This is a genomic window from Embleya sp. NPDC055664 (assembly GCF_053618075.1).
On sequence record NZ_JBSHGZ010000001.1, the window covers coordinates 724,437 to 750,181 of the forward strand.

Below are 25,745 nucleotides of genomic sequence, written 5' to 3' on the forward strand. Positions count from 1 at the left end.
GCGGCGCGGGTACCGTGCGCGGGCCGGGGACCGGCGAACCGCGTGCGCGCCGGGCAGGCCCGAAGGCCCACCCGGCGCGCACGCACGGTCAGCCGAACAACCGCGCCTACTCGACCAGTCCGGCCCGCCGCAGCGCGTCCGCGATGGCGCCGCCACCGGCGGCGGGCGGCTGCGACCCACGGCTCTGCTTCGGCGGCGCGCCGCGGCGCCCCTGGCCGCCGCCGCCCCCACCGCCGCCCTGCCCCTGCCGGGAGCCGCCCTGACCCTGGCCCTGCCGCGAACCCCCCTGCCCCTGTCGCGAACCCCCTTGGCGCCCGTCCCCGGACGACCGCCCGTCGCGCCCCCCGCGCTCGGCCGCCTCGTCCTCCAGCCGCAGCGTCAACGAGATGCGCTTGCGCGGGATGTCCACGTCGAGCACCTTGACCCGCACCACGTCCCCCGACTTGACCACGTCGTGCGGGTCGCTCACGAACGTCTTCGACATCGCCGACACGTGCACCAGGCCGTCCTGGTGCACGCCGACGTCCACGAACGCGCCGAACGCGGCCACGTTCGTGACCACGCCCTCCAGGAGCATCCCGGGCCGCAGGTCGGACAACTTCTCGACGCCCTCCTTGAAGGTGGCCGTCTTGAACGCCGGCCGCGGGTCGCGCCCCGGCTTCTCCAACTCGCGCAGGATGTCGGTGACCGTCGGCAGCCCGAACTTCTCGTCGGTGAACGCCTTCGGGTCCAGCGCGCGCAACTTCGGCGCCGCGCCGATCAGGGTGCGGACGTCGCCACCGGCCGCCGCCACGATCCGGCGCACCACCGGATAGGCCTCGGGGTGCACGGAGGAGGCGTCCAGCGGGTCGTCGCCGGCCGGGATCCGCAGGAAGCCTGCCGCCTGCTCGAACGCCTTCGGGCCGAGCCGCGCCACGTTCTTCAGGTCGCGCCGGGTCTTGAACGGCCCGTTCGCGTCCCGGTGTTGCACGATGTTCTCGGCCAGCGTCGCGCCGATCCCGGATACCCGGGTGAGCAGCGGCGCCGAGGCGGTGTTGACGTCCACGCCGACCGCGTTCACGCAGTCCTCGACCACCGCGTCGAGCGACCTCGACAACTTCAGCTCGGACAGGTCGTGTTGGTACTGGCCCACGCCGATCGACTTGGGGTCGATCTTGACCAACTCGGCCAGCGGGTCCTGGAGCCGCCGGGCGATCGACACCGCGCCGCGCAACGACACGTCCAGGTCCGGGAGTTCCTGCGAGGCGAAGGCCGAGGCGCTGTACACCGAGGCGCCGGCCTCGGAGACCATCACCTTGGTCAGGCCCAACTCGGGGTGCTTGGCGATCAGTTCGGCGGCCAGCTTGTCGGTCTCGCGCGAGGCGGTGCCGTTGCCGATCGCGATCAGGTCCACCCGGTGGGCGGCGGCAAGGCGCGCGAGCGTGGCGATCGACTCGTCCCAGCGGCGGCGCGGCTCGTGCGGATAGATCGTCTCGGTCGCCACCACCTTGCCGGTGTCGTCGGTCACCGCGACCTTGACCCCGGTACGCAGGCCCGGGTCGAGGCCCATCGTGGCGCGGGTGCCGGCCGGCGCGGCCAGCAGCAGGTCGCGCAGGTTGGCGGCGAACACCCGGACCGCCTCGTCCTCGGCCTCCTGGCGCAGCCGACCGCGCAGGTCGATGCCCAGGTGCACCAGGATCCGGGTGCGCCACGCCCAGCGCACGGTGTCCGCGAGCCACTTGTCGGCGGGGCGGTCGCGGTTGGTGATCCCGAAGGTGTGCGCGATCGCCCGCTCGTATTCGGTCGGACCGTCACCCTCCTCGGCCGCGTCCGCGGTGGGGGCCAGCGTCAGATCGAGGACGTCCTCCTTCTCGCCCCGGAACATCGCCAGGATCCGGTGCGACGGCAGCCGGGTGAACGGCTCGGCGAAGTCGAAGTAGTCGGCGAACTTGGCGCCCGCCTCCTCCTTGCCCTCGCGCACCTTGGCCACCACGCGCCCGCGCGTCCACATCTTCTCGCGCAGCGCGCCGATCAGGTCGGCGTCCTCGGCGAACCGCTCGACCAGGATCGCGCGGGCACCGTCCAACGCCGCCTGCGCGTCGGCGACACCCTTGTCCGGGTCGACGAACGCCCCGGCCGCGGCGACCGGATCACGCGACGGGTCGCCCAGCAACCCGAGCGCCAGCGGTTCGAGGCCGGCCTCGCGGGCGATCTGCGCCTTGGTCCGGCGCTTGGTCTTGTACGGGAGGTAGATGTCCTCGAGGCGAGCCTTCGAATCGGCCGCCATGATCTGCGCCCGCAGCGCGTCGTCCAACTTGCCCTGCGCCTCGATCGCGGCGAGCACGGCTACCCGACGCTCGGCCAACTCCCGCAGGTAGCGCAGCCGTTCCTCGAGCGTACGCAACTGCGTGTCGTCGAGGGTCCCGGTCACCTCCTTGCGGTAGCGGGCGATGAACGGCACGGTCGCACCCCCGTCGAGCAACTCGACGGCCGCCCTGACCTGCCCCTCCCGAACCCCGAGCTCCTCGGCGATCAGCCGATGCACATCCTCCTGCGCACCCTGCTCCGAACCCTGCTGCCCAGACACCGACATCGTCACGTCCCGATCCACATCATCACCAACCATCCCCCGCCATTCTCCCGTCCCACCCACCCCGCTGTCGCGCAGCCCCACCGGGAAGGCGAGGTCGTCCTCACGCACGCGCGTGCGACGACTACCGTCTGCATCGCCTCTCGGTCATGCCGAGTCATCCGACCTCCACGTGACGTGGCCTCGTGACGCGGTCGTGGTGTTTCCGGTCGACGGCGGTGCGCCTGTCCTCAGAAGCGGTCCGGGCGAGCGATGGCGGGACCATCCGGTTTCGGGGCATTTCCGGCGCGGCTCGGCCGGTCGCGACCGGTTCGGGCACAAGCGATCCGGTGCCCGGGGGCGAGAGCGATTTTCCCCCGTATCGAGCCGCCCCTCCGACGTACGGCGGTGCACAGCCCGAGGATCACTCCCCGCGTTCCGGCCGCTGATCCCGGCCACCGATCGCCGGCTGCGCCGAGTGGTCGCGGAAGGCGGGGACTCGGCTGGGGCGGGGGCGGTTTTGGGCTTCTAGCAAGGGGAGGGTGCGCATGGGGACCACCTCCGACAGGGCGATGACGCTCGTGGTGCGGACCACCTCGGGGATGCGGTTGATGTCGATCAGGATTTGTTGCAGGTCCTGATTCGACGTGGCGGCGATGCGGCAGTGCACGTCGCCGATGCCGGTGGTGCCGTACGCCTCCAGCACCTGGGGGACCGCGGCCAGTGCGGTGGCCACGCCCGACAGGCCGCCCTGGGCGATCTCCAGTGTGACGAAGGCCAGGACCGGGTATCCGGCGGCGACCAGATCCACCTCGGGGCCGTAGCCGGTGATCACTCCGGCCGCCTCCATCCGGTCCAGCCGGGCCTGGACGGTGGCGCGGGAGACCCCGATCAACCGGGACAGCTCCAGCATGCCGGCGCGCGGATGTTGCCGGCCCGCCCGAATGAGACGTACGTCCAACTCGTCCAGTGTGATGCGCGAATCCTGAAGATCGTCTCGCATATGGCTCTCTCACCTAAGCAATCTGTATAGCTCCCGGCCGAGATGTTGTCAGATGTTGCCAGCGGAAGTGTACTTCCGGCATCCGTTCCTTCCCGAGGGGATCGCCCGTCATGAGCACCTTCAACACCCTGGAAGACACCGACGTCCTCGTCGGCGCCGTCGAGCACGACCCGGCGGGCGACCCCTTCCCCGTCATCGCGATGGACCACGTCCGGTTCTTCGTGGGCAACGCCAAACAGGCCGCGCACTACTACTCCACCGCGTTCGGGATGACCTGCGTCGCCTACCGCGGTCCCGAGACCGGCTCCCGCGACGCCGCCGAGTACGTCCTCGTCTCCGGCAAGGCCCGCTTCGTGATCACCGGCGAGGTACACGCCGGCACCGAGATCGGCGCCGCCACCCACGCCCACGGCGACGGCGTCGCCGACCTGGCCATCGAGGTCCCGGACGTGGACAAGGCGATCGCCTACGCCCGCGAGCACGGCGCCACCGTCCTGGTCGAGCCGCACGACGACAGCGACGAGCACGGCACCGTGCGCAGCGCGGTCCTGGCCACCTACGGCCAGACCCGGCACACGCTGGTGGACCGCTCCGCCTACAAGGGCCCGTTCCTGCCCGGCTTCGTCGCCGCCGAGCCGCTGTTCCGCGGCAAGCCCGCCGCGCACCCCAAGCGCTACTTCCAGGCCATCGACCACTGCGTGGGCAACGTCGAGCTGGGCAAGATGGACGAGTGGGTGTCCTTCTACAACCGCGTCATGGGCTTCACCAACATGAAGGAGTTCATCGGCGACGACATCGCCACCGAATACTCCGCGCTCATGTCCAAGGTCGTCACCAGCGGCAACCACCGGGTGAAGTTCCCGCTCAACGAGCCCGCGATCAGCCGCAAGAAGTCGCAGATCGACGAATACCTCGAGTTCTACGGCGGCCCCGGCGTACAGCACATCGCGCTCGCCACCAACGACATCGTGGCCTCGGTGCGCGCGATGAGCGAGATGGGCGTCGAGTTCCTGTCCACCCCGGACAGCTACTACGACACCCTGGGGGAGTGGGCGGGCGAGACCCGGGTACCGGTCGAGACGCTGCGCGAACTCAAGATCCTGGTCGACCGCGACGAGGACGGCTACCTGCTCCAGATCTTCACCAAGCCCGTCCAGGACCGGCCCACCGTGTTCTTCGAGCTGATCGAGCGGCACGGTTCGCTCGGCTTCGGCAAGGGGAACTTCAAGGCGCTGTTCGAGGCGATCGAGCGCGAGCAGGAGCGCCGCGGCAACCTCTAGGCCGCGACGCGTCCGCCCGGCCGGCACGGCCGGGCGGACCGATACACGGGCGGGGACGGCGGCGCCGCGCACAGGGCGCGGGGAGCGGACGGAGGAGTCGGGCAGTCATGGCGTACTACCGCAGCGTGGGCGAGGTGCCGCCCAAGCGGCACACCCAGCACCGCCGCCCGGACGGCGGCTTGTACTACGAGGAGCTGATGGGCGAGGAGGGCTTCACGTCCGACTCCTCGCTGCTCTACCACCGCGCGATCCCCTCGGCCATCGCCGACGCGACGGTGTGGGAGGTCCCGGACCAGACGGTCACCGCCAACCACCCGCTCAAGCCCCGCCACCTCAAGCTGCACGACCTGTTCGCGGACAACGAGTGGAAGGCCGTCGACGCGGTCACCGGCCGCCGGCTCGTACTCGGCAACGCCGACGTGCGGATCTCCTACGTGGTCGCCGGCAGCACCTCCCCGCTGTACCGCAACGCGCTCGGCGACGAGTGCGTTTACGTCGAGTCGGGCTCGGGGACGGTGGAGACCGTCTTCGGCGCGCTGACCGTCGGCCCCGGCGACTACGTGATCCTGCCGCGCGCCACCACCCACCGGTGGGTGCCGAGCGGCGACGAGCCGCTGCGCGCGTACTGCATCGAGGCCAACTCGCACATCGCGCCCGCCAAGCGCTACCTCTCCCGGTTCGGCCAGCTCCTGGAGCACGCGCCGTTCTGCGAGCGCGACCTGTGCGGGCCCGTACAGCCGCTCCTTGCCGAGGGCACCGACGTCGAGGTACTGGTCAAGCACCGCGGCCTGGGCGGCGAGATCGCCGGCACCCGCTACGTGTACCCCACGCACCCGTTCGACGTGGTGGGCTGGGACGGGTGCCTGTACCCGTACGTGTTCAACATCTCCGACTTCGAGCCGATCACCGGCCGGATCCACCAACCACCGCCCGCGCACCAGGTGTTCGAGGGCCAGGGGTTCGTGATCTGCAACTTCGTGCCGCGCAAGGTGGACTACCACCCGCTGTCGATCCCGGTGCCGTACTACCACTCCAACGTGGACTCGGACGAGGTCATGTTCTACTGCGGAGGCAACTACGAGGCCCGCAAGGGCTCCGGGATCGGCCAGGGGTCGATCTCGCTGCACCCGGGCGGACACGCGCACGGGCCGCAGCCCGGCGCCTACGAGCGCAGCATCGGCATCGAGTTCTTCGACGAACTGGCGGTCATGGTGGACACGTTCCGGCCCCTGGGCGTCGGCGAGGGGGGCCTCGCGAGCGAGGACCCGGCCTACGCGTGGACCTGGGCCGGAAAGGCGCCGCGGACATGAGCACGGGCACGAACACGGACGCCGCAGGGCCCGAAGTGCCGCTGTTCGCGGGGTTGTGGGACGACGCGGCGCTGTTCCCGCCCGGAAACGCCCCGATGGCCGAGGCGGTACCCGCACACCGCGTCTACCGCACCGAATGGTTCGCCGACTTCGTCCGGCACTTCCTGGTCGGCGTCGCGCACCTGCCCGACCTGATCGCGCTCGCCGATCCCGAGGCGCCGCTGCGCGTGGTGCTCGTGGCGCCCGGCGGGCCGGCCACGGTGGGGCCCGCGGTACGCACCATCCTGGACACCCCCGGGTTGCTCCTGGAGGGCATCGAGGTCGCCGGCGACGGCGAGATCGGCAAGGCGGTCGCAGCGCTGCACGAACACCTGCCGGAGATGACGGCGGGCTACGTCGAGGTTCTCAAAGGCGCGGGCCTCGACGCAGACCTGGACAATCTCGCCGGCACGTACGGGCGGCCCAAGTTCCGCACCGGCGGCACCGCCGCGCACGCGTTCCCGAACGAGGCCGAACTGGCCGCGTTCGTACACGCGTGCCGAGTCCGCGAAATGCCGTTCAAGGTCACGGCCGGGCTGCACAACGCCGTGCGGCACACCGACCCGACCACGGGTTTCGAGCACCACGGTTACCTCAACCTGATGCTCGCCACCCACCACGCCGTCGCCGGCGCCGAACCGGACGCGCTCGCGGACCTGCTGGCCATCCGCGACAGCGCCGAACTCACCCGCATGGCGCACGGACTCACCGTGCCCGAGCGCACCCGCCTGCGCGGCTACCTGACCTCGTACGGAACCTGTAGCGTCGCCGAGCCGCTCCAGGACGCGCTCACGCTCGGCCTGCTCGGCCAACCCCCGCACACGCGCTAGCCCGCACCACCGCGACCGATCCCACGAGGAGCCGCACCTCATGCCCAGCACCTGGGTCCCGCTGCCGACCGACTCGGGCTACGGCATCGACAACCTGCCCTACGGCGTGTTCACCACCGACCACGAGCCGGACCGGCCGCGCGTCGGGGTGGCCATCGGCGACTTCGTGCTCGACGCCGGTGCCGCCGCGCACGCGGTCGGCGCGAGCGCCGAGGTGTCGGCCGTGCTGGACGCGCCGAGCCTGACCGCGCTGATGGCCGCCGGGCGAGCGACCTGGCGCGGCGTACGGGCCGCGATCACCACCTGGCTGACCGACCCGAGCCTGCGGGCGAGCGTCGAACCGCACCTGATTCCGCGCCGGGACGTGGTGCTGCGGCTGCCCTTCGAGCCGGCCGACTACGTGGACTTCTACGCCTCCGAACACCACGCGAGCAACCTCGGCCGGATCTTCCGACCCGGCACCGAGCCGCTGAGCCCGAACTGGAAGCACCTGCCGATCGGCTACCACGGCCGCGCGGGCACCGTCGTGGTCTCGCACACCCCGATCGTGCGCCCCAGCGGACAGCGCAAGGCGCCGACCGACGCGGTGCCGTCCTTCGGGCCCACCCGGCGCCTCGACATCGAGGCCGAGGTCGGCTTCGTCGTCGGCGCGGGCTCCGAGCTGGGCACCCCGGTCGGCCTCGGCGACTTCGCCGACCACGTGTTCGGCGTGTGCCTGCTCAACGACTGGTCCGCACGCGACATCCAGGCGTGGGAGTACGTCCCGCTGGGCCCTTTCCTGGGCAAGTCGTTCGCCACCTCGGTGTCGCCGTGGATCGTGCCGCTCGAAGCACTCGACGCCGCGCGCGTGGCACCCCCCGCGCGCGACGTCGAGCCACTGCCCTACCTGGACGACCGCGCTGCCGAGCCGTGGGGGCTCGACCTGAGCATGGAGGTCCGGCTCAACGGACACGTGATCTCCCGGCCGCCGTTCGCGTCGATGTACTGGACCGCCGCGCAGCAACTGGCGCACATGACCGTCAACGGCGCCTCGCTGCGCCCGGGCGACCTGTTCGCCTCCGGCACGGTCAGCGGGCCCGAGGTCGGTGAGCGCGGCGCGCTGATCGAGATCACCTGGAACGGCGAGAACCCCCTCAAGCTCCCGGACGGATCGAGCCGGACCTATCTGGAGGACGGCGACGAGGTCACGATCACCGCCACCGCCCCCGGCCCGAACGGCACGCGTCTCGGATTCGGTGAGGTCAGCGGCCGGATCTTGGCGGCGCGCTGACTTGATGCCGGCTCCCGCAGCTTGCGGGAGCCGGCATATCGTCGGGACGGCAAGGGCAGCGATACCGGGCAGCAGAGGGATCCCATGTCGTCGTTCGTACATTCGTCCTGGAGCAAAACCGCCGTTTCACCCGTCATGGTGGGCCTGACCGGGGCCTTCGTGGTGGCCTCTGCCGTGGTCAGCGTCATGTACGGCTTCATCGGCTCGGGCATCGGGCTCCTGGGCGGAGCGGTGTTGTGCGCGTTCCTGTCGGTAGTGCGGGTGCACGCCGACCAACGCGGGCTGACCGTCGAGTTCGGGTTGCTGCCGTGGCCGCGCAAGCGGGTACCGCTGAGCGAGATCCGCAGGGCCGGACACCGCGAGGTCCGGGCGCTGCGCGAGTTCGGCGGCTGGGGATACCGGATCAAGTCGAGGGCGACCGGGGTCGTGCAGCGCTCCGGCGAGGCCCTGACGCTCACCCTCGTCTCCGGACGCGAGTTCGTGGTCACCGTGTCCGACGCGCCCCAGGGTGCCGCGGTCCTGAACGGCCTGCTGGGCAACCGGGTCTGAGCGAGGCGGCCCCCGGGTCCACGAAGGGTCCCGGGGTTGCGGCGCGGGCCCGGAAGGGCCGTGGCCCCGCCTACCGTCGCAGACCCCTGTCCACCGCGTCACGGCCGCCCTGTCGGCCCGGGTGGCGAGTTCACACACCGGGCGGCGGAGTTCGGGCGGCCGTAGCGTCGGCCGACGAGGTCGTGGACCCCGCCGAGCCACTTCTCGGCGAAGATCCACGACTTCGGCTCGTCGTGTTCCCGTCTTGCGAGCCGATCGCTCAGGGGGTCGGGCTCACCCGGCGTGGATCGCCCGGTGTTGCCCGCTCTTGTCGTAGTACCCGGGGCCGGCGACCAGGGCGGTGCGGAAGTACAGGCCCTCGCCGACCACGCCGTTGTTGTTGCCGTGTCCGGGCACGAACGGCTGCCACAGGGCCACCAGCAGTTCCGGGGCCACCAGCGACGCGCCTTCGGTCTCCACCCGGACGGGTGTCAGTTCGCCGAGCAGTCGGGTGACGTCGACGGCCGGTGTGCCGAAGACGTCGATACCCAGACACAGCACAGTGTCGGCGAAATCGTCCTCGGACCGGTGTACCTCGATCGCCTCGACCAGTCCGTCCTTGTCGCTCACCACATGAATCGAGAGGTCCGCACCGAAGTGGGCGAACCCACGAGTGCGCCCCGACAGATCTCCTCCGAGTTCGCGCAGAGCGGTCTCTGCCTCGTCCATGGACATGCCGATCTTGATCGGCCCTACGCCGTACGGCGGATCCAACTCAAGCTGCACGTGATCTCCCTCGCCTCGAACAACCGAGTATGACGCACCGTCATCGGGCCTCCTCGCACCCGGTTGCCGGTTCGACCCGAGAGGGTGCCCCGGTGCCCGCACACGGAGCGCACCACTCCCGCCGACGTCGATCCCGGCATCGTCTTTATACCCATTCGGGTCAACGGGGAGACCGCCGGCCCATCCCGGAACGGGTCAGCGCGGGGTGCCGAAGACCTGGGTCCAGGACGTGCCGTAGGTGCCGCCGGTGACATATCCGACACCGATTTCGGTGAACTCCGCGGTGAGGATGTTCTTGCGATGCCCGGGGCTGTCCATCCACCCCTGCACCACCTCGGCCGGGCTGCGCTGGCCGCAGGCGATGTTCTCCCCTATCCGGCTGTACAGGTAACCCGCCGCGATCGCCCGGTCCCACGGCTCGCGGCCGTCCGGATCGGTGTGCGAGAAGAACGCCCGGGTGATCATGTCCGCGCTGAACGCCTGAGCGCACGAGGTCAGTTGCGGCTGCGGCGCGAGCGGACGCAGACCGTGTCGGGCCCGCTCGACGTTGGTCAGCTCGACCACGCCGCGCTGGAACTCGGAGAGGCCGGACGGGGTTTGCGTCTCCTCCTCGACGTCGACGCCGAAGTCCCGGGCGATGCCCGCGAGGCCGTCCGCGTAGCCCTGACCGAGCGCGCGCACCTTCCACTGCGCGCCGCGCCGATAGATCTCGGCGAGCAACAACACCGTCTCGGTGCGTGGTCGCGGCGGGGTGAACCGCGCGAGCAGCGTGCCGCTCGCACCGGTGAGCGTCATCGCCGGCGGCGGCAGCTCGCCGAGGGTGTGCGTGGTGTCGGCCGGACTGACCACCACGGTCACCCGCGTCGCGCCCGCCCGCAGGCCGGTGGGATCCACGGTGACGGTGTCGCCGCCGAGCCGTACCCCGGGCGCGGACACCTGGTTGAAGAAGACGAAGTCGGCGTCGCCGGACACCCGTCGGTCCTCACCCGTGATCAGCGCGGAGATGTCGAACGGCCCGGGCACCCGTACCCGCACGACGCCGACCGGCAAGGATTGGTTCGCGCCCGGCGGCAGTTCGCTCATGGCTGCTGATTCTAACGATGGATCATGGGCGGTTGGCGGGCCACGGTCGATACCGGGTCCACGACCGCGTCGAGCCGCGGACCGACCCGGAGGCGGTGCCCCGCCCCGATGCCGGATCAGACCTCGGTGACCCGGCCGTCGGCCACCCGCAACCGGCGGGTGGTGCGGACCGCGTCCAGCATCCGGCGGTCGTGGGTGACCAGGAGCAGGGTTCCGGCGTACGACTCCAACGCCGACTCCAACTGCTCGATCGCGGGCAGGTCCAGGTGGTTCGTCGGCTCGTCCAGGACCAGCAGGTTGACCCCCTCGGCCTGGAGCAGCGCCAACGCCGCCCGGGTGCGCTCACCCGGGGACAACGTCGCGGCCGGGCGCAGCACATGCGCCGCCTTGAGCCCGAACTTGGCCAGCAGCGTGCGGACATCGGCCGGCAACAGATCCGGGACCAGCGCGCAGAACGCGTCCAGGAGCGGCCGGTCGCCCAGGAACAACCCGCGCGCCTGGTCCACCTCGCCCACCACCACCCCCGAGCCGAGCGAGCCCTGACCCGCCGTCAACTCGGTGCGCCCGAGCAGCGCCGCGAGCAGCGTCGACTTGCCCGCGCCGTTCGCGCCGGTGATCGCGACCCGGTCCGCCCAGTCGATCTGCAGCGTCACCGGACCCAGTGTGAACCCGCCGCGCTCGACCACCGCGCCGTTCAGCGTGGCCACCACCGCGCCCGCGCGTGGGGCGGCGGCGATCTCCATCCGCAGCTCCCACTCCTTGCGCGGCTCCTCGACCACGTCGAGGCGTTCGATCATGCGCTCGGTCTGCCGGGCCTTGGACGCCTGCTTCTCGCTCGCCTCGGCCCGGGTCTTGCGGCTGATCTTGTCGTTGTCCGTGGACTTGCGCCGTGCGTTGCGGGTGCCCTTGTCCATCCACCCGCGCTGCATCCGGGCCCGGGCCTCGAGGTCGCCGCGCTTGTCGGCGTATTCCTCGTAGTCCTCGCGGGCGTGCCGGCGGGCCACCTCGCGCTCGGCCAGATAGGCGTCGTAGCCGCCGCCGAAGCTGCGCACCTGCTGCTGGGCCAGATCCAGCTCGACCACCCGGTCCACCGTGCGGGCCAGGAACTCGCGGTCGTGGCTGATCACCACGGTGCCCGCACGCAGCCCGGTGACGAACTTCTCCAACCGGTCCAGACCGTCCAGGTCCAGGTCGTTCGTCGGCTCGTCGAGCAGGAACACGTCGTAGCGGCTGAGCAGCAGCGACATCAGCCCCGCGCGGGCCGCCTGGCCGCCGGACAGCGCGGTCATCTCCCGATCGAGGTCCACCGCCAGGCCCAGTTCCGCTGCGACCTCCTCGGCCCGCTCCTCCAGGTCCGCGCCACCCAGGTCCAGCCAACGATCCAGCGCCACGCTGTACTCGTCGTCCGCCCCCGCGCGACCCTCGACCAGCCCCTCGGTCGCGGCGTCGAGCGCGGCCTGGGCGGCGGCGACGCCGGTGCGGCGGGCCAGGAACGCGCGCACCGTCTCGCCCGGCCGCCGCTCCGGCTCCTGCGGCAGGTGGCCCACCGACGCGGTCGGCGGCGACAGCTGTACCGAACCCGCCTCCGGCGCGGCCAGGCCGGCCAGCAGCCGCAACAGGGTGGACTTGCCCGCGCCGTTGACCCCGACCAGGCCCACGACGTCGCCGGGGGCGATCACCAGGTCCAGTCCGGAGAACAGGACACGGTCACCGTGTCCGGCGGCAAGCTCTTTGACGACGATCGTGGCGCTCATGAGGATACGAATCCTATCGGCCGCCGCGAAGCGGGCCGTGGCAGGCCGCCCGATGTGAAGATGGCCGAGTCCGCGTACCACCCGGCCGAAACGGCCACCCCGGAAGGACCATCCGAATGACCACCGAGTCCCGGCCCGAACCGTACGAGAAGCTGCCCGAGGACTGGGAGCGCGCGCTGGCCATCGTCGCGCACCCCGACGACCTCGAATACGGCGCCGCCGCCGCGATCGCCCGCTGGGCCCGTCAGGGCAAGCGGATCACGTACGTCATGGTCACCAGCGGCGAGGCCGGCATCGACGGCCTGGAGCCGGACAAGTGTCGCCCGCTGCGCGAGGCCGAACAGGTCGAATCCGCGCGGATCGTCGGCGTGGACACGGTCGAATTCCTCGGCCACCCCGACGGCGTGGTCGAGTACGGGCTGCCGCTGCGCCGCGACCTGTCCCGGGTGATCCGCCGGCACCGCCCGGAGATCGTGATCACCGGCAACTTCCGGGACACCTGGGGAGGCGCGTTCCTCAACCAGGCGGACCACATCGCGGTCGGCCGTGCCGTGGTGGACGCGGTGCGCGACGCGGGCAACCGCTGGGTCTTCCGCGAACTGATCGACGAGGGACACCAGCCGTGGGGCGGCGTGCGTGCGGTGTGGGCGAACGGGTCGCCGGAGTCCGGCCACGCGGTGGACACCACCGAGGACTTCGCCGCGGGCGTGGCCTCGCTGGAGGCGCACACGGCCTACCTCGCCGGCCTGGGGCAGGACCATCAGATGGCCGACGCGGCGGAGTTCCTGGAGGGCATGGGCCGGGCAGCCGGCGCGCGCCTGGGCACCCGGTTCGGCGCCGCCTTCGAGGTCTATCCGATGAGCTGACCCCGGGCGCCCCCGGCGTCGGTACGCTGCCCGCATGATCGATTGGCAGCACATCCGAGGTCGTACCCTCGCCGTGCTCGCGACGGGGGCACTGGTCATCACCGCGACGAGCGCGTGCGGCGGCGACGACGGTCCCGGCGGGTCCGGCAAACGCCTGAACGTGGAGAAGTTCCGACAGCAGGTCCGGCCGATCGGAGAGCACGGCACCGTGTGCCCGGTCCGGTACGACGTCGCCGCCGCGGCCCGCAAGGCCCACATCGACGGCGCGGTCGCCCCCGGCGAACCGGCCGCGTCCGGCGCCGAGGGGTGGTCCGACGACGAGGCGGCGGCCCGCGACCCGCAGTCGAACCTCACCCCGGTCCAGCGGGTCAACGGCGTCGCGCTGACCTGCTCCTACCGCATTGGCGCCGACAAGATCGACGTGGGCACGTACGGCTCCCGGCGCGGCTTCCCGCTGAGCATGGCGCTGCCGGTGATCCAGCGCGACTCCGATGCGAAGGCGGCGATCCTGGGTCCGTTCTCCGACGACATCGGGACGGGCGAGCCGCAGCGGGTGATCCCGGTCGGCAACGGGCACGTCGCGGCTGTACGGCTGCGGGTGAGCGGGCCGGGCGCGGCGGCGATGTACGTCTCGTCGGAGACGCTGACACCGGAGCGCGTCGCCGACCTCGCCGAGCTACTTGCCGGGCAACTCGACTGACGCGTGTCCCGCGGGACTTCGTCGGGTCGCGCGGGACCCCGGGAGTGGGTCATCGCGACCGGGCGCGGGTGGCGTTCATCTCCTCGACCGCCCCCGCCGCGTCGCCGATCGTCGCGTAGTCCACCGCGACGAAGTTCACCGGTCGCCCGCGCTGCGCCTCGCACGCGCGGGCCCGGTCGAGCACGTATTGGCGCGCGTTGACCTGCCCGGCGTCCAACCGGCTGCCGCCCAGGTTGGTGATGAAGTGGTTCATCAGGAACAGCCGCTTGTCGGTGCCGCCCCGGTTGGGCACACAGGACATGTCGGCGGGGGTGAGGAAGGTGAACGGGGTCTCCATGCCGTACTGGTAGAAGTTGCGGTACCACGGCGCCGGACCACTGGCCCGCTCGGCGAACACCACCAGGCGTTTCCCGTCGCGGACCATGTCGCCCAGCTTCGGCCACTTCGCCGCCGGGTCCGTGGACGGCGTGAACAGCAGCCGCTCCACGCCCGCCTCACGGAACGCCTGTTCGGTCTGCTCCCCGGTGATGTCGTCCTGCAGGATCAGCGTCACCACCTCACCCGGGTTGTCGTCCAGCCAGGCGCCGATCTCGCGCAGGGTCGGGGCCAGCGGGATCGCGCCCGCGCGACACAGCGCGTGGCACAACCACAGGCCCGGGCGCGGCGGGTTGGCCAGGTCGATCAGCCGCAACACCTCGGCCTGCATGTCCGGCGCGAAGCTGGAGACGCTGAGCCGGGGCTGCACTTGGTCGGGCTGCTCCCAGGTGTAGGTGTCCAGTTGCAGGCCGCGCGCGCCCGCGTTGAGCTGCGCGGTGATGTCCGGGTCCTGGAGCGGGCCGATGAACCGGTCGGCGGTGCTCGCCATGGCGTTGTGCGTGGTCAGGTAGGCGACCTCGTCGTAGCGCAGCTCGCACAGTTCGATCGACCCCAGGCAGTGCGGCTCCTCCTTCTTGCCCGCCGCGACGGGGACCACGGTGGCGCCCAGGGCCAGGGCCGCGACGGTGAACGCGGCCACGGTCGCGGCGAGCGCGATGCGGTGGCGCGGGGGCAGGGCCAGGGCCCGGCGAGCGGCGGCGCGACGCCAGCTCCAGGCGCCGGCGACCAGGAGCAGGCCGAGTACGAGGGGGACCAGCGCGACGAACAGGCCGACGCGGGTGAGCGAGGAGATTGCGGACCGCTGGACGTCGGTGACCAGCGTGTTCACCGAATGCGGCCAGGTGGGCGACGGGTGGGCCAGTACGTCCGGCAGCCGGTCGCGGACGAGCAGGACCAGCGCGCCGGTCAGCACTCCGCCGACGGCCAGGGACCAGCCGATCACGGGCACGCGGCGGGTCCATGAACGGGGCCCGGTGAGCCACAGCAGGGCCACGGCGGCGATGCCGAGCACGGTGGTCAGCGTCTGGATCGGGCCGAGGGCCGGTTTGGTGAAGCCGCGGGCGGTGGAGACGCCGCTCAGGTTCAGGCCGGCGTGGCGCAGGTCCGGGAGCACGTCCCATTGCCCGTCGTCGGTGCGCGCGGCCAGGTCGGAGGAGGCCGAACCGGCGCCGCCGCCCAGCACGTACGGCCCGACCACGGCGAGCGCTCCCGCGATGTCGCCGGTGGCCAGCGCCGCGGTCACCTGGACGCGCACCCCGGGCCGGGCGTCGGCCGGCACCACCGCGACCAGGGCGTCGGTGGTGGCGGCCATGCTCGGGGCATCCAGCACGAAGGTGGGGAAGTCGGCCGGCCGGCGGCCCGCGGCGAGGTCGTCGAGGGCGGCGTCCAGGCCCTCGCGAAACGCGGCGAAGTCGGCGGAGGGGTGGCCCTGCACGTTGGCGATCAGGTCCCCGAGGTACAACTCGGCGACGCCGCCGACGTTGGCCAGGATCGGCCGCAGATCCAGGACCAGCCGCAACTTGGGCTGCTCGCCGCGCAGGTAGCCGATCGTGTTGGCGATCTGCGTGTCGACGATGCCGCGCAGGGTCGCGGGCGGCAACACGGTCTTGAGGTTGGCGGTCACCACCGACGGCGGCACGGGCATCCGCGCCAACAGGTCCCGGGTGACCTGGGCGGCGGCCGGATCGACCAGGACCTCGTCGTACATCCGGTTGTAGGCCCGCTCGTCGTCGAGCGCCCCCTGATAGAAGGCCCGATTGAGCACGGTACTCCGAGCAATCCCGGCCAAGCCCAACACGACCACGGCCAGGGTCAAAACCAGCGCGGCAACCCCCCGAAGCACCACCACCCACCGACCGACACCCATCCCCCCACGCTCACCCGCCCACCGCACCCCCGCGATCCCGGCGACCCATCCGGGGGAGCGGCGCGGGGGTGGGGAGGCCCTCGGGGGAGGGGCGGGGCGTGGGTCGTGGGGCAGGCCGCGCCCCGCCGACATGCGGGGCTCAGAGGCGTGGGGTTTCCGACGAAGCGGGTGCGTTGCTCGGCGGAAGGGCGGCCGGCAGCGGGTGGGCGGTCGGGTCGAGTCTGCCGGGGGTTTCTCGGGTGGGTCGGGTGGTTTCCGGCGGGCGTCGCGCTTGTGGCTGCGGAGGGTTGGTCCGGGGCTGGTCAGAGTCGTCGGGTGGGCCGCCGCCGGCGTGCGGGGCTTCGAGACGCGGGGTGCCTGGCGAGGGGGGTGTGGTGCTCGGTGGAAACCGGCCGGCAGCAGCGGGAGGGCGGGTGGCCGGGTCGGGTTCGCCGAGGAGCCTTCCTGAGTGGGTCGGCGCCGTTCGGGGCGTTTGGAAGGGAGTTGGGGTTCGGAACCGGATCACGGTGGGTGGTTTTGGGCTTCGAGCTTCGGTGACCTGCAGTTTTTGCGGGGGCAGGGGGCGAAGTCGGGCGTCGAGTTCCGGTTTCGTGTCCTTCGACCCCCTTACGGCCGCGTGGAGACCGAATTCGTGCAGCGGAAATCGACTGCAGTGCTGCGACGTCACAGAGGCCAACGAGGAGACCGAAAGTGCCCTGTGGGCTTCGAAACCGGATCCCGAGCCACCCGAAACAGCTCCCAGTAGCGCTGAACTGCGGGTTTCCTTCACGCAAAGGCTGCGGAACCCCACGGGATCCGGTTTCGTGAACCAACGCCACCACACGCCCACCACGCGCCCGCTGCACCCGAAATCACCCGGCCCACTCGGGAAGGCGCCCGGCAGACCCGACCCAACCCCCCACCCTCCCCGCCGCTGCCGGCCGGTTTTCGCCGAGCAAAACACCCGCCTCACCGGGCCCCCAGTCTCGGAGCCCCGAACGCCGGCGGCGGCCCACCCACGAGCCGGACCAACCCCGCACCGGCACCCGGCAACCAGAAGCGCAACGGATGCCGGGAGCGGCCGAGCCAATCGGGCAGACCCTCTGCCCGACGCGTGATCCCGCGTGCGTCGCAGCCGGTGTTCGAGCCCGATCCGGGGTGCCGGGCGGTGGATTCGGCGGAGCCGAGTCGGATACGACCCCGGCCCCCCGGCCCGGCCCGCGCCGGGGGCGGGCCGGGCCGGCCGGCGAATGCCGCCGACCCGACCCCGCCCGCCTCGCTCCACCTCGCCTCCGCCGCCCACCCCCTACCCGACCGCCCGCACCTCCGCCGCATGCTCGTGCAAACGGATCACCGCCTCCGCCACCGTGTCGACCGTGGCCGTGTCCATGTGCGACCACAACGGCAGTGTCAGGACCCGGTCGGCGATGTCGTCCGTTACCGGCAGACTCCGCGCCGGCAGGTGGGCGTAGGCCTTTTGGCGGTGTACCGGGGGGTGGAAGTAGCGGCGGGAGTCGATGCCCTCCGCCTTCAGCGCCCGCGCCAGCGTGGGGACGTCGAGGCCGAACGGCTCCGGGTCGATCACCAGCGTCAGGTCCTTCCACGTCGATACGTCGCCCTCGGCGAGTACCGGCAACCGCACACCCGGGACGTCCCGGATCGCCGTCGCGAATGTCGCGACCAGGTCGGTGCGCGTGCGTACCCGCTCCGGCAGGCCCCGCAGGGAGACCAGGGCCAACGCCGCGTGGAGTTCGGACATCCGGGCGTTCAGGCCCGGGAAGACGCAGTCGTAGTCGCCCGGGTTGCCGTACCCGCGCCCCAGTCGGCACGCCTGGGCCAGGCCCTCGTCGCGGGTCGCGATCAGGCCGCCCTCGCCCGCGACGACCACCTTCGTCGGGCTGAGCGAGAAGACCTCCGCCGCGCCGAAGCCGCCGATCGGGGTCCCGGCGCGCCGGCTGCCCAGTGCGTGTGCCGCGTCGTAGAGGAGCGGTACGCCCGCGTCGTCGGCGACCTGGGCCAGCTCCTCGACCCGACACGGGGTTCCGTACACGTGCGTGGCCATCAGCGCCGAAGCCCCGGACTCGGCCAGCAACTTCGCTGCGTCGGCCGGGTCCAGGGTCAGCGTGTCCGGGTCGACCTCGGCGAACACCGGCACCGCCCCGGCCCAGTGCGCCGCATGCGCCGTGGCCGAGAAGGTGAAGCCCGGCATCGCCACCGAGCCGTTGACCCCCATCGCCTGGAGCGCGAGCATCAGCCCGCTCGTGCAGTTGGACACCGCCACCACATACGGCACTTCGAGGTGCGCCGCCGCGGCCTCCTCCAACTCGCGGACCGTGGACCCGTCGGTCAGCTGACCGCCCGTCAAAATTGTGTCCAGGCGCCGCGCCAACTCCTCCCGCTCGGGCACCCGTACCCGCGTCAGCGGCAGGCCCTCCGCGAACAGCGCCGTTCCGCCGAGCACCGCCGGCTTGCCGGTCATCGCCATGTCCCATCCCCCCTGAATTCCCCGGGATACCCCGGATCCGTCGAACCTGTCCCCACCGACTCGGAATCGGCCGCGACCGGCATCGTCTGCCGCACGGGCACACGCCGCCGTCTCCGCTCCGAACCGCCGCCCTTCGCGGTCTCGGTCCGTTCCGGTTTCGACACCGCGAGCAACACCAGCACGAACGGGAACACCTGGACCCGTTCGCGGGTGAGGATGCCGAAGTTGCGGATGTTCGCGAACGCCAGCGCGAACACCAGTGTGTAGACGATCACGAAGGCCACGTAGGGTCTTCGGATCAGCAGACCCGGAATACGTTTCAACCGGGGCAGCGCCACCACGAACAGGCCCATCAACACCACGCCTTCCAGCGACGCGACCAGGGCCTGGATGTTGTGCGCCTCGAACGGGAACGGCCGGAACAGCACGGTCACCAACGACTGCGGCAACGCGGCCGGCGAGATCGCCAGCGCCGCCTGGTCGTCCACCGCCTGGGCCGAACCGCCCTGCGCGGTCTGCGTCTGGGTCTTGGCGATCACCTGGTTGGCCTGTGCGGCGCCGATGCCGGGCGTACCGAAGAAGGTGCCCACCTGCTGGAGCGCGAGCACGCAGCCCACCCCGAGCACCACGATGCCGAAGGCGGCGCGCAACGGGCCCAGCGCGGACGCCTGTTGCGGCCGGTTGCGCAGCAGATACCCCACGCACAACCCGCACAGGAGCAGCACCGTCACGTGCGGTCGCACCATCGTGGTGCCCACCGCGCCCAGGATCAGGAACACGAACGCCCCGCGCTTGCGCACCAGAAGCAGCGCCACGCCGTAGGCGGCCATCCCCAGCGTGAACATCATCCACGTGTCCTTGCCGATCCCCGACGGCCAGAACAGCAGGGACGGCAGGAAGAACAGCAGCTTGCCGTAGCGGCGTCGATCGCCGTCCGGGTATGCCACGTTGAACGCGCGCCAGAACAGGTACAGCCCCCAGAACCCGAGCCACGAGTAGACCAGGTAGCCCGCGAGCAGGGACTGGCCGACGATCGCGTACACGATCCCGGTGACGATCATGATGAAGCCGGTGCCGATCACCTTGCGGCCGATGTCCACGGTGAAGTCGCCGTCCCGGAAGTGCGGCGCGATGGCCCGCCCGACCAGGTCGTAGGTCGCCGCGTCGGCACGACCCTCGTAGAGCACGAAGGACATCCAGTAGCGGGCGAAGCACGCGAGCAGCTTGGCGACCAGCGCGCCGATCACCAACCGCCGTACCCACGGCGGCTCGTCGCGGGAGAACCGGGACAGCAACGGCACGCTGACGGTCAGCAGCAGCGGAAAGACGATCAGCGCGCCCCAGGTGTCGTAGGGGCGATACTCCATCGCCCACGCGAACACCGAGACGTAGACACCCACGGCGGCGAGCGCGAGCAGCGAACCCCACGGCAGCCGCGGCGAACGACCCGTCCACCGGGTGAACCACGCAAGTCGGGACGACAACGGAACTCCTTGCAGGAACGGCGAACCGGCGCGACGCGGGACGGCGGTGGCGCGCGGAACCGGCTCGGACCGGTCGGGCGCGGCATCGGCCGCGGGGTCAGAACACCTCCAAGTCCCCCAGGGAGAGCTGCCACGAGCGCAGGTCGTGGACGTCGATCGGATGCGGGTGCACGGCTCGCGCGACCAGGAGCATGCCGGTGCGCGGCGGTGTGGCGTAGCCCGCGTAGCGGGCCGCGCGGGCCGCCTCCGAGCCGCGCGCCAGGTGCGTCGCGACGTGATCGCACCCGGACATGGCCACCCCGGAGAACAGGGTGCGCGCGGTGTCCCGATCGCCCGGACGGACCACCATCTGGGACAGCGTGAACTCGACCAACGGCCCGCGCAGGCGCGGCCGACCGAACACCACGCCGGTCAACTCGCCGTTCTTGTAGGAGGCGACGATCCGGTAGTCCAGGCCCGGTGCATCCCCGTAGCGCCAGCGCAGGAAGTCGCCGGTGAGCGCGGTGCGCAGCTTGTCGTGCCCGATCGCCGCGTCGCCCGCGTCGGCCTCGGCGACCAGCTCGTCGAAGCCGATCGCGGCCCGGGGATCGGAGAAGAACTGACGGGCGCTGGGGAAGCGGCAACGGGCCGCCGGATCCACCGAGTTCCAGGTCTTCGAAGTGCCGGTCAGGTCACCCGAGGCCCGCAACTCCTTGAGCCCGCGCGCGAAGGCGAGCGGCCGGATCGGGTGCAGCGAGATCGGTACCTTCCCGACCTCCTGCCAGCCCATCTTCAGATAACCGGGCAGGCTGTTGCCGTTGGGGGTGTTGAACACCAGCGCGGTGTCCGCCTCGATCCGCTCCAGCAGATCCGTGGTCAGCCGGCGGAACAGGCCGCGGCCCTGCACGTCGGGATGGGTGGCGGTGTCCACCGCGCGCACCGCCCGGATCACCTCGCCGCCGAGGACGAACTCCCAGCGCAGGAAGAGCCGTACGGCCACCACCCGACCGTCGGCGCTCTCCGCGACCAGGCCCGGGCTGGCGCCGAACGGGTTGTCCCGATGCTTCCAGCGGAAGAACTCCGAGGTGCGCTCTCCGGTCGGCCCGCCGGACAGCGCCGTGCCCAGCAGGTCCAACACCCGGGGCTCGTCGTGTTTGCCCAACTCCCGGACGGTGAAAGGCGAATTCCCGCGTTCCTGCCCACTCACCGCGACCCCTCCAACACTCTCGCGTACACATCCTCGATCCGCCGCTGGGCGCCCGCGACGTCGAACTCGGCGGAACGCTTGTGCGCCGCCTCGCCGCACGCCCGCCGGCGCGCCGGATCCGCGGCGAACGCCGCCAGCGCGTCGCCGAACGCCCGGGGATCACCCGGCGGCACCACCACGCCCTCGATCCCGTCCGTGACGATCTCGGGCATCCCCCCGACGGCGGTCACCACCGACGGCAGGCCCACCGTCATCGCCTCCATCAACGAGACCGGCAGCCCCTCCTGACGCGAACTCAGCGCGAACACGTCGAAGGCGGACAGCAGCGTCGGCACGTCGCCGCGCGAGCCGGTGAAGACCACCGACCCCTTGAGGTCGGGCCGGTTGGCCCGCTCGCGCAGGGTCGCCTCCAGCGGCCCCGAGCCGATCAGCACCAGGAGCGCGCCCACATGCCGCTCGCGGACCCGGGCATGCGCGTCCAGCAGGCCCAACTGGTCTTTCTTGGGCGTGAAGTTGGCCACCGTGCCGACGATGAAGGCGTCCTGGTCCAGGTCCAGCATCCGGCGGGCCCGCTCCCGGGCGCCGGGACCGGCGAACGCGTCGCCGAGGTCCGGGCCGTGATGGATCACCGTCGGGCTGACCCCGGGGCGCAGCCGGCCCGGGACGATGCTGTCGGCCACCGCCGACGAGACCGCGATCACGCCGCTGTTGCGCCGGTACGTCCACGCGTTGGCGAGCCGGGTGGGCCGCCGATAGCGCGGCCACATGTTGTGCTCGGTGTGCACGATCGGCACGCCGGCCGCCACCACGCGGGCGGCGACCGCCGGAACCGGCATGTGCGTGTGGATCAGCCCGTAGCCGCGCGCCCGCACCAGCGTGCGCAGCCGCAGCGGCCAACGCCGCCCGCCGCCCAGGCAGTGCACCGTGATGCCGAGCCCGCGCAGCGTCGGCACCAGCGCGTCCTTCCACGGCAACACGTAGGCGACCTCGACCTCGTAGCGTTCGTCGTCCAGGTGACGGGCGCAGTTGACCAGCAACTGCTCGGCACCACCGCGCCCCAGGCCCTTGGCGAGCCACAGGACACGAACGCGCTCTCCCATCAGCGATCCTCCGAGCCGAGTTCGACGGTGGACCACGTGTCGAAGTGCGGACCCAACCGCGCACCGTCACCGGCGCCGTTGTGCAGCGCCCGCTCGGCGGCCGACTGCACCCGGAAGCCGGCGGCGCCGTCCTCGGTCGAGGCGGGCGGCCCGGTGCGTTGCGAGCCGTGACCGTGCTCGTTCGACTCCGGCTCACCGTCGGTGAGTTGGTTGCGTTTGGCCCAACTCGGCGTGGGCCGCTCGGCGTCCTCCTCCGGCTCGGTCGGCGTCCCGCCGGAGCGACCGCGCAGCACCAGGCCGCCGGCCGCGCCTGTACGGCCCACCGAGCCGATCCGCGACCCGCGCCCCAGGCCGCCGCCCATCGCCCCGGTCGGATCCACGCCCAGCAGGGCGACGCCGGCGATCGGTACCCCGGTCCGGGTCAACAGCTCGCCCACCCGGGACGCCTGATCGGCCGTCAGGTTGCCGCTGCGGGCCACCACCAGCATCGCGTCGGCGTGTTGTACCAGGTCGTTGGTGTCGTTCGCGTACATCAGCGGCGCGCTGTCCACCAGCACCACGTCCGCGTGGTGCCGGGCGCGCTGGACCACCTCGCCGGCGCGCAGCAGCAGTGCGGCCGGGTAGGCGGCCGGCGCCCCGGCGGTGATCAGCCGCACATTCGGGATGTTCGTCCCGCGCACCACGTCGCCGAGGTCGATCTCCTGCTCGGCCAGCAGGACTTCCGACATGCCCTTGCCCGGCTTGGCGCCCAGGTACAGATGGGTGGCCGGGTTGCGGAAGTCGCAGTCCAGGACCAGCACCGAGCGGCCCGCCTCGGCCAGTGCCGCGGCCAGGTTGGCCACCGTGCTGGTACGCCCGTCGCCCGGCTTCGAGGACACCACCAGGATCACCGGCGCCGGATCGCTGACCCGGCGTACCGGCATCGCGGTGGCCCGGGTCTGCCGCGGGTCGGCGCCGCCGAGCCGATAGGCGAGCCCGGGCGGGCCGGTGAGCAACAGCGCCGAACGCAGCGTGCGATACGCCTCCGCGACCGGGCTGTCCGGGCGCCCCGCGACCAGCACCGCGTGCCCGGCGCGCTGCCGGCGCGGGGCCCTGGGCACCTCGGCGATCACCGGGAGGCCGAACGCGTCCTCCAACTGGATCCGCCCGCGCAGCCGCACGTCCATCCGGTCGACCATGAGCGCGGCGATCAACCCGAGCGCGAGGCCCAGAGCCGCGGCGAGCGCGATCCGCAACGGCCGCGAAGTCGGCGCCAGGATGCTGGTGGTGGAGTCGGCCGTGCTCTTGAGGCCGTCCATCACCTCGATCTTCGGGTCGTTCAGCGGGTTGACCAACTCCTGCTGCTGCCCAACGAGGGTGGTGTACTGGGTCCGCTTCGCGTCGAACTCGGCCTGGAGGGTGGCGCGTTTGGTGGTGTTCTTGTCCAGCGCGTCGATGTCGGCCTTGAGCTTGTCCAACTGGGCGGTCATGCTGTCGGCCTGACCCTGCCGGGTCTTGCGCTGCGAGTCGGCGAACGCGGCCACCGTCTCCTGGGCCCACGCGCTCGCCAGGTCCTCGGCGGCCTTGCGGCCTGGCGCCTTCGCGGAGATGGTCACCAGGCCCAGATTCGGGTTCAGTTGCGAGGTGACCTTGGCCGCGAGCACCGCCGGATCCGGGTTGTTCAGCCGCTTCGCCACCCGGCGGGCCACCTCGCCGCCGTCGGTCATCAGTTGCACCGGCGCGAGATTGAACTCCTTCGCCGAGTTCGGCGCGGGCAGCACGTTGACCGAGGCGGTCCACTGGTTGCCCGTGCCCTTGGGGTCCGATGGGGTCAGGATCAGCCCCGCGAGCAGTCCGATCGCCAGACAGGCGAGCACCAGCGGCCAACGACGCTGGAGAACGGAGAAGTAGCTAGAGGTTTCCACCGGTCCCCCTCCGGTTCGAGGTGCCACCGCGCGATGGGACCGCGGGGCAGGCCAAACGTAGAGCACGCGGGGTGCCGAACGACCCCTCGACTGTGCCGGAAGTGTGGAGATTCCGTCGAGATCCGACCCGCCGTGTTCGCGCGGCCGTCACCGCACCGGACCTGACAACCCGTCACGGCCCGCTCCGGGACCGAGTGCCCGGGCATAGAACGCGACCATCCGGTCGCAAACGCTGTCGATCGTGTACTCCTCGCCGAAACGTCGATACGCCGCTTCCGCGCGCATCGCGGTTTTCTCCCGCTCCGTCAGGGCCGAGACCAGTGCCGTCGCCAGCGCCTCGGGCGAATCCGGCGGCACCAGGGCCGCACAGTCACCCGCCCCGGTGATCTCGCGCACCGGGGGCAGGTCGCTGGTGACGATCGGCGTCCCCACCCCCATCGCCTCGATCAGCACGCTGCCCAGGCCCTCCCAACGCGAGGGCAGTACGAACACATCGGCCGCGCCCATCAGATCGGGCACGTCGTCGCGATATCCCAGGAACCGTACGGGTTCCACCCCGTCCGGGGAATCCCCGGCCAGGCCGGCCGCAGCCTTCCGCAACGACGCGGTCTGCCCACCGGGCGGACCGGCCAACAGCAGCACCGCGTCCGGCACCTCGCGGCGCACCGACGCGAACGCCGCGAGCAGCACGTCCAAGCCCTTCTGGTATTCCTGCCGGGCCGCGGTGACCAGCACCGGCACGTCGGCGCCCAGGCCCAACTCGACCCGGGTGTACGCCCGTCGCTCCCGTGCGGCGGCCAGCGCCTCGGGATCGCGTCCGCGCGGCACCACCTCGATCCGCGACCGGCGCACGCGCAACCGGCGCGACATCACCTCGGCCACATGCTCGGTCAACGCGTGGAACCGGCGCACCCCCTGCCCGCTGGCCGCGTCCAGACCCTGAGCGGCGCGCAGCTTCCACGGCCGAATCCCGGGCTGGGTGCGCATCTCCGCCCCGTAGGAGGTGTTGACCAGGCTCGACACGACCGGAACACCGTTCGCCAGCGCGGCGATTCGCCCGGCGATGTCCGCCTCGTACAGGGTCGTGTGCACCAGGTCCGGTCGGCGATCGCGGATCACCCGCGCCAACCCGCGCACCGAACCCGCGCGCGAGCCACGATGCACCCCGAACAGCGACGCGCCCGCCTCCACCAACTCCGGTTGAAAACCGTCCAGATCCAGGAGATACGCGATATCGAGGGTGATGCCGCGCCGGATCAGTCCCGGAGCCATCGCCGCCGCCGCGCGTTCGGCGCCGCCGACCCGATCCACGCTGTCGATCACCTGGAGCACGTGCACTCGCCTCACCCCTGCCATCCCCCGCGCTCT

The 25,745-nt window shown here is 71.7% G+C and carries 19 protein-coding genes; 7 read left to right on the forward strand and 12 right to left on the reverse strand.

Annotated features, from left to right (window positions below):
* Window positions 1-106: 106 nt before the first annotated feature.
* Both ACWGR4_RS02960 and ACWGR4_RS02965 read right to left on the reverse strand, forming a co-directional pair.
* The gene (locus ACWGR4_RS02960) at window positions 107-2,572 is read right to left on the reverse strand and encodes a Tex family protein (protein ID WP_452134164.1); all 2,466 of its coding nucleotides are present in this window, start codon (window positions 2,570-2,572) and stop codon (window positions 107-109) included.
* Between the two features lie 400 nt (window positions 2,573-2,972).
* Window positions 2,973-3,551, reverse strand: coding sequence for an Lrp/AsnC ligand binding domain-containing protein (locus ACWGR4_RS02965; protein ID WP_439677381.1), 579 nt, complete (start codon window positions 3,549-3,551; stop codon window positions 2,973-2,975).
* Between the two features lie 200 nt (window positions 3,552-3,751).
* On the opposite strand from ACWGR4_RS02965, the gene hppD reads away from it, so the two are divergent.
* From hppD to ACWGR4_RS02990, 5 genes are all read left to right on the forward strand, one after another.
* Window positions 3,752-4,831: a 4-hydroxyphenylpyruvate dioxygenase gene (hppD, locus tag ACWGR4_RS02970; protein WP_379997334.1), complete on the forward strand. Its 1,080-nt coding sequence runs from the start codon at window positions 3,752-3,754 to the stop codon at window positions 4,829-4,831.
* Window positions 4,832-4,938: 107 nt separating this feature from the next.
* Entirely contained in the window at window positions 4,939-6,141 is a 1,203-nt protein-coding gene (locus ACWGR4_RS02975) for a homogentisate 1,2-dioxygenase (RefSeq protein WP_379997145.1), read from the forward strand.
* A complete protein-coding gene (locus tag ACWGR4_RS02980; protein ID WP_379997147.1) occupies window positions 6,138-7,010 on the forward strand; it encodes a hypothetical protein in 873 nt (290 codons plus the stop codon). The genes ACWGR4_RS02975 and ACWGR4_RS02980 overlap by 4 nt, the downstream gene beginning before the upstream one ends.
* 40 nt (window positions 7,011-7,050) lie before the next feature.
* Window positions 7,051-8,280 carry a fumarylacetoacetase gene (gene fahA / locus ACWGR4_RS02985; protein ID WP_452133416.1) on the forward strand — a complete coding sequence of 410 codons (1,230 nt, stop codon included), beginning with the start codon at window positions 7,051-7,053 and terminating at the stop codon, window positions 8,278-8,280.
* Between the two features lie 84 nt (window positions 8,281-8,364).
* Window positions 8,365-8,829, forward strand: coding sequence for a hypothetical protein (locus tag ACWGR4_RS02990; RefSeq protein WP_379997151.1), 465 nt, complete (start codon window positions 8,365-8,367; stop codon window positions 8,827-8,829).
* Between the two features lie 273 nt (window positions 8,830-9,102).
* On the opposite strand, the gene ACWGR4_RS02995 is transcribed toward ACWGR4_RS02990, so the two are convergent.
* The 3 genes from ACWGR4_RS02995 to ACWGR4_RS03005 form a co-directional block, all read right to left on the reverse strand.
* On the reverse strand, window positions 9,103-9,594 hold the full coding sequence (locus ACWGR4_RS02995; protein WP_143657831.1) for a hypothetical protein: 492 nt from the start codon (window positions 9,592-9,594) through the stop codon (window positions 9,103-9,105).
* Between the two features lie 195 nt (window positions 9,595-9,789).
* The gene (locus ACWGR4_RS03000) at window positions 9,790-10,677 is read right to left on the reverse strand and encodes a CAP domain-containing protein (RefSeq protein WP_379997153.1); all 888 of its coding nucleotides are present in this window, start codon (window positions 10,675-10,677) and stop codon (window positions 9,790-9,792) included.
* A gap of 116 nt (window positions 10,678-10,793) precedes the next feature.
* Window positions 10,794-12,431 (reverse strand): ABC-F family ATP-binding cassette domain-containing protein, encoded by a 1,638-nt coding sequence (locus ACWGR4_RS03005; RefSeq protein ID WP_379997155.1) that lies wholly within the window; start codon window positions 12,429-12,431, stop codon window positions 10,794-10,796.
* 116 nt (window positions 12,432-12,547) lie between these two features.
* Between ACWGR4_RS03005 and ACWGR4_RS03010 the strand changes: the two genes are divergently transcribed.
* The gene (locus ACWGR4_RS03010; protein WP_452133417.1) at window positions 12,548-13,297 is read left to right on the forward strand and encodes a PIG-L deacetylase family protein; all 750 of its coding nucleotides are present in this window, start codon (window positions 12,548-12,550) and stop codon (window positions 13,295-13,297) included.
* 34 nt (window positions 13,298-13,331) lie between these two features.
* Window positions 13,332-13,997, forward strand: coding sequence for a hypothetical protein (locus ACWGR4_RS03015; protein ID WP_452133418.1), 666 nt, complete (start codon window positions 13,332-13,334; stop codon window positions 13,995-13,997).
* A 49-nt stretch (window positions 13,998-14,046) separates the two neighbouring features.
* On the opposite strand, the gene ACWGR4_RS03020 is transcribed toward ACWGR4_RS03015, so the two are convergent.
* The 7 genes from ACWGR4_RS03020 to ACWGR4_RS03050 all read right to left on the reverse strand — a co-directional run bounded on the left by ACWGR4_RS03020 (window position 14,047) and on the right by ACWGR4_RS03050 (window position 25,724).
* Window positions 14,047-16,239, reverse strand: a complete 2,193-nt coding sequence (locus ACWGR4_RS03020; RefSeq protein ID WP_452133419.1) for a hypothetical protein — start codon at window positions 16,237-16,239, stop codon at window positions 14,047-14,049.
* Between the two features lie 1,285 nt (window positions 16,240-17,524).
* Window positions 17,525-18,703 carry a DegT/DnrJ/EryC1/StrS family aminotransferase gene (locus ACWGR4_RS03025; RefSeq protein ID WP_452130316.1) on the reverse strand — a complete coding sequence of 393 codons (1,179 nt, stop codon included), beginning with the start codon at window positions 18,701-18,703 and terminating at the stop codon, window positions 17,525-17,527.
* Window positions 18,694-20,187, reverse strand: coding sequence for a hypothetical protein (locus ACWGR4_RS03030; protein ID WP_452130317.1), 1,494 nt, complete (start codon window positions 20,185-20,187; stop codon window positions 18,694-18,696). The genes ACWGR4_RS03025 and ACWGR4_RS03030 overlap by 10 nt, the downstream gene beginning before the upstream one ends.
* A gap of 97 nt (window positions 20,188-20,284) precedes the next feature.
* Window positions 20,285-21,373 carry a GNAT family N-acetyltransferase gene (locus ACWGR4_RS03035; RefSeq protein ID WP_452130318.1) on the reverse strand — a complete coding sequence of 363 codons (1,089 nt, stop codon included), beginning with the start codon at window positions 21,371-21,373 and terminating at the stop codon, window positions 20,285-20,287.
* On the reverse strand, window positions 21,370-22,473 hold the full coding sequence (locus tag ACWGR4_RS03040) for a glycosyltransferase (protein WP_452130319.1): 1,104 nt from the start codon (window positions 22,471-22,473) through the stop codon (window positions 21,370-21,372). Before ACWGR4_RS03040 ends, ACWGR4_RS03035 begins: the two co-directional genes overlap by 4 nt.
* On the reverse strand, window positions 22,473-24,377 hold the full coding sequence (locus ACWGR4_RS03045; RefSeq protein WP_452130320.1) for an AAA family ATPase: 1,905 nt from the start codon (window positions 24,375-24,377) through the stop codon (window positions 22,473-22,475). The genes ACWGR4_RS03040 and ACWGR4_RS03045 overlap by 1 nt, the downstream gene beginning before the upstream one ends.
* 147 nt (window positions 24,378-24,524) lie before the next feature.
* Complete coding sequence (locus ACWGR4_RS03050; protein WP_452130321.1) at window positions 24,525-25,724, reverse strand: glycosyltransferase family 4 protein; 1,200 nt, start codon at window positions 25,722-25,724, stop codon at window positions 24,525-24,527.
* Window positions 25,725-25,745 lie beyond the last annotated feature (21 nt).

Bases quoted from the DNA above. Each gene is read 5' to 3' on its own strand.
- ACWGR4_RS02960 (WP_452134164.1), bottom strand. From the start codon at position 2,572: ATGTCGGTGTCTGGGCAGCAGGGTTCGGAGCAGGGTGCGCAGGAGGAT.
- ACWGR4_RS02965 (WP_439677381.1), bottom strand. From the start codon at position 3,551: ATGCGAGACGATCTTCAGGATTCGCGCATCACACTGGACGAGTTGGAC.
- hppD (WP_379997334.1), top strand. From the start codon at position 3,752: ATGGACCACGTCCGGTTCTTCGTGGGCAACGCCAAACAGGCCGCGCAC.
- ACWGR4_RS02975 (WP_379997145.1), top strand. From the start codon at position 4,939: ATGGCGTACTACCGCAGCGTGGGCGAGGTGCCGCCCAAGCGGCACACC.
- ACWGR4_RS02980 (WP_379997147.1), top strand. From the start codon at position 6,138: ATGAGCACGGGCACGAACACGGACGCCGCAGGGCCCGAAGTGCCGCTG.
- fahA (WP_452133416.1), top strand. From the start codon at position 7,051: ATGCCCAGCACCTGGGTCCCGCTGCCGACCGACTCGGGCTACGGCATC.
- ACWGR4_RS02990 (WP_379997151.1), top strand. From the start codon at position 8,365: ATGTCGTCGTTCGTACATTCGTCCTGGAGCAAAACCGCCGTTTCACCC.
- ACWGR4_RS03000 (WP_379997153.1), bottom strand. From the start codon at position 10,677: ATGAGCGAACTGCCGCCGGGCGCGAACCAATCCTTGCCGGTCGGCGTC.
- ACWGR4_RS03005 (WP_379997155.1), bottom strand. From the start codon at position 12,431: ATGAGCGCCACGATCGTCGTCAAAGAGCTTGCCGCCGGACACGGTGAC.
- ACWGR4_RS03010 (WP_452133417.1), top strand. From the start codon at position 12,548: ATGACCACCGAGTCCCGGCCCGAACCGTACGAGAAGCTGCCCGAGGAC.
- ACWGR4_RS03015 (WP_452133418.1), top strand. From the start codon at position 13,332: ATGATCGATTGGCAGCACATCCGAGGTCGTACCCTCGCCGTGCTCGCG.
- ACWGR4_RS03020 (WP_452133419.1), bottom strand. From the start codon at position 16,239: ATGGGTGTCGGTCGGTGGGTGGTGGTGCTTCGGGGGGTTGCCGCGCTG.
- ACWGR4_RS03025 (WP_452130316.1), bottom strand. From the start codon at position 18,703: ATGGCGATGACCGGCAAGCCGGCGGTGCTCGGCGGAACGGCGCTGTTC.
- ACWGR4_RS03040 (WP_452130319.1), bottom strand. From the start codon at position 22,473: ATGGGAGAGCGCGTTCGTGTCCTGTGGCTCGCCAAGGGCCTGGGGCGC.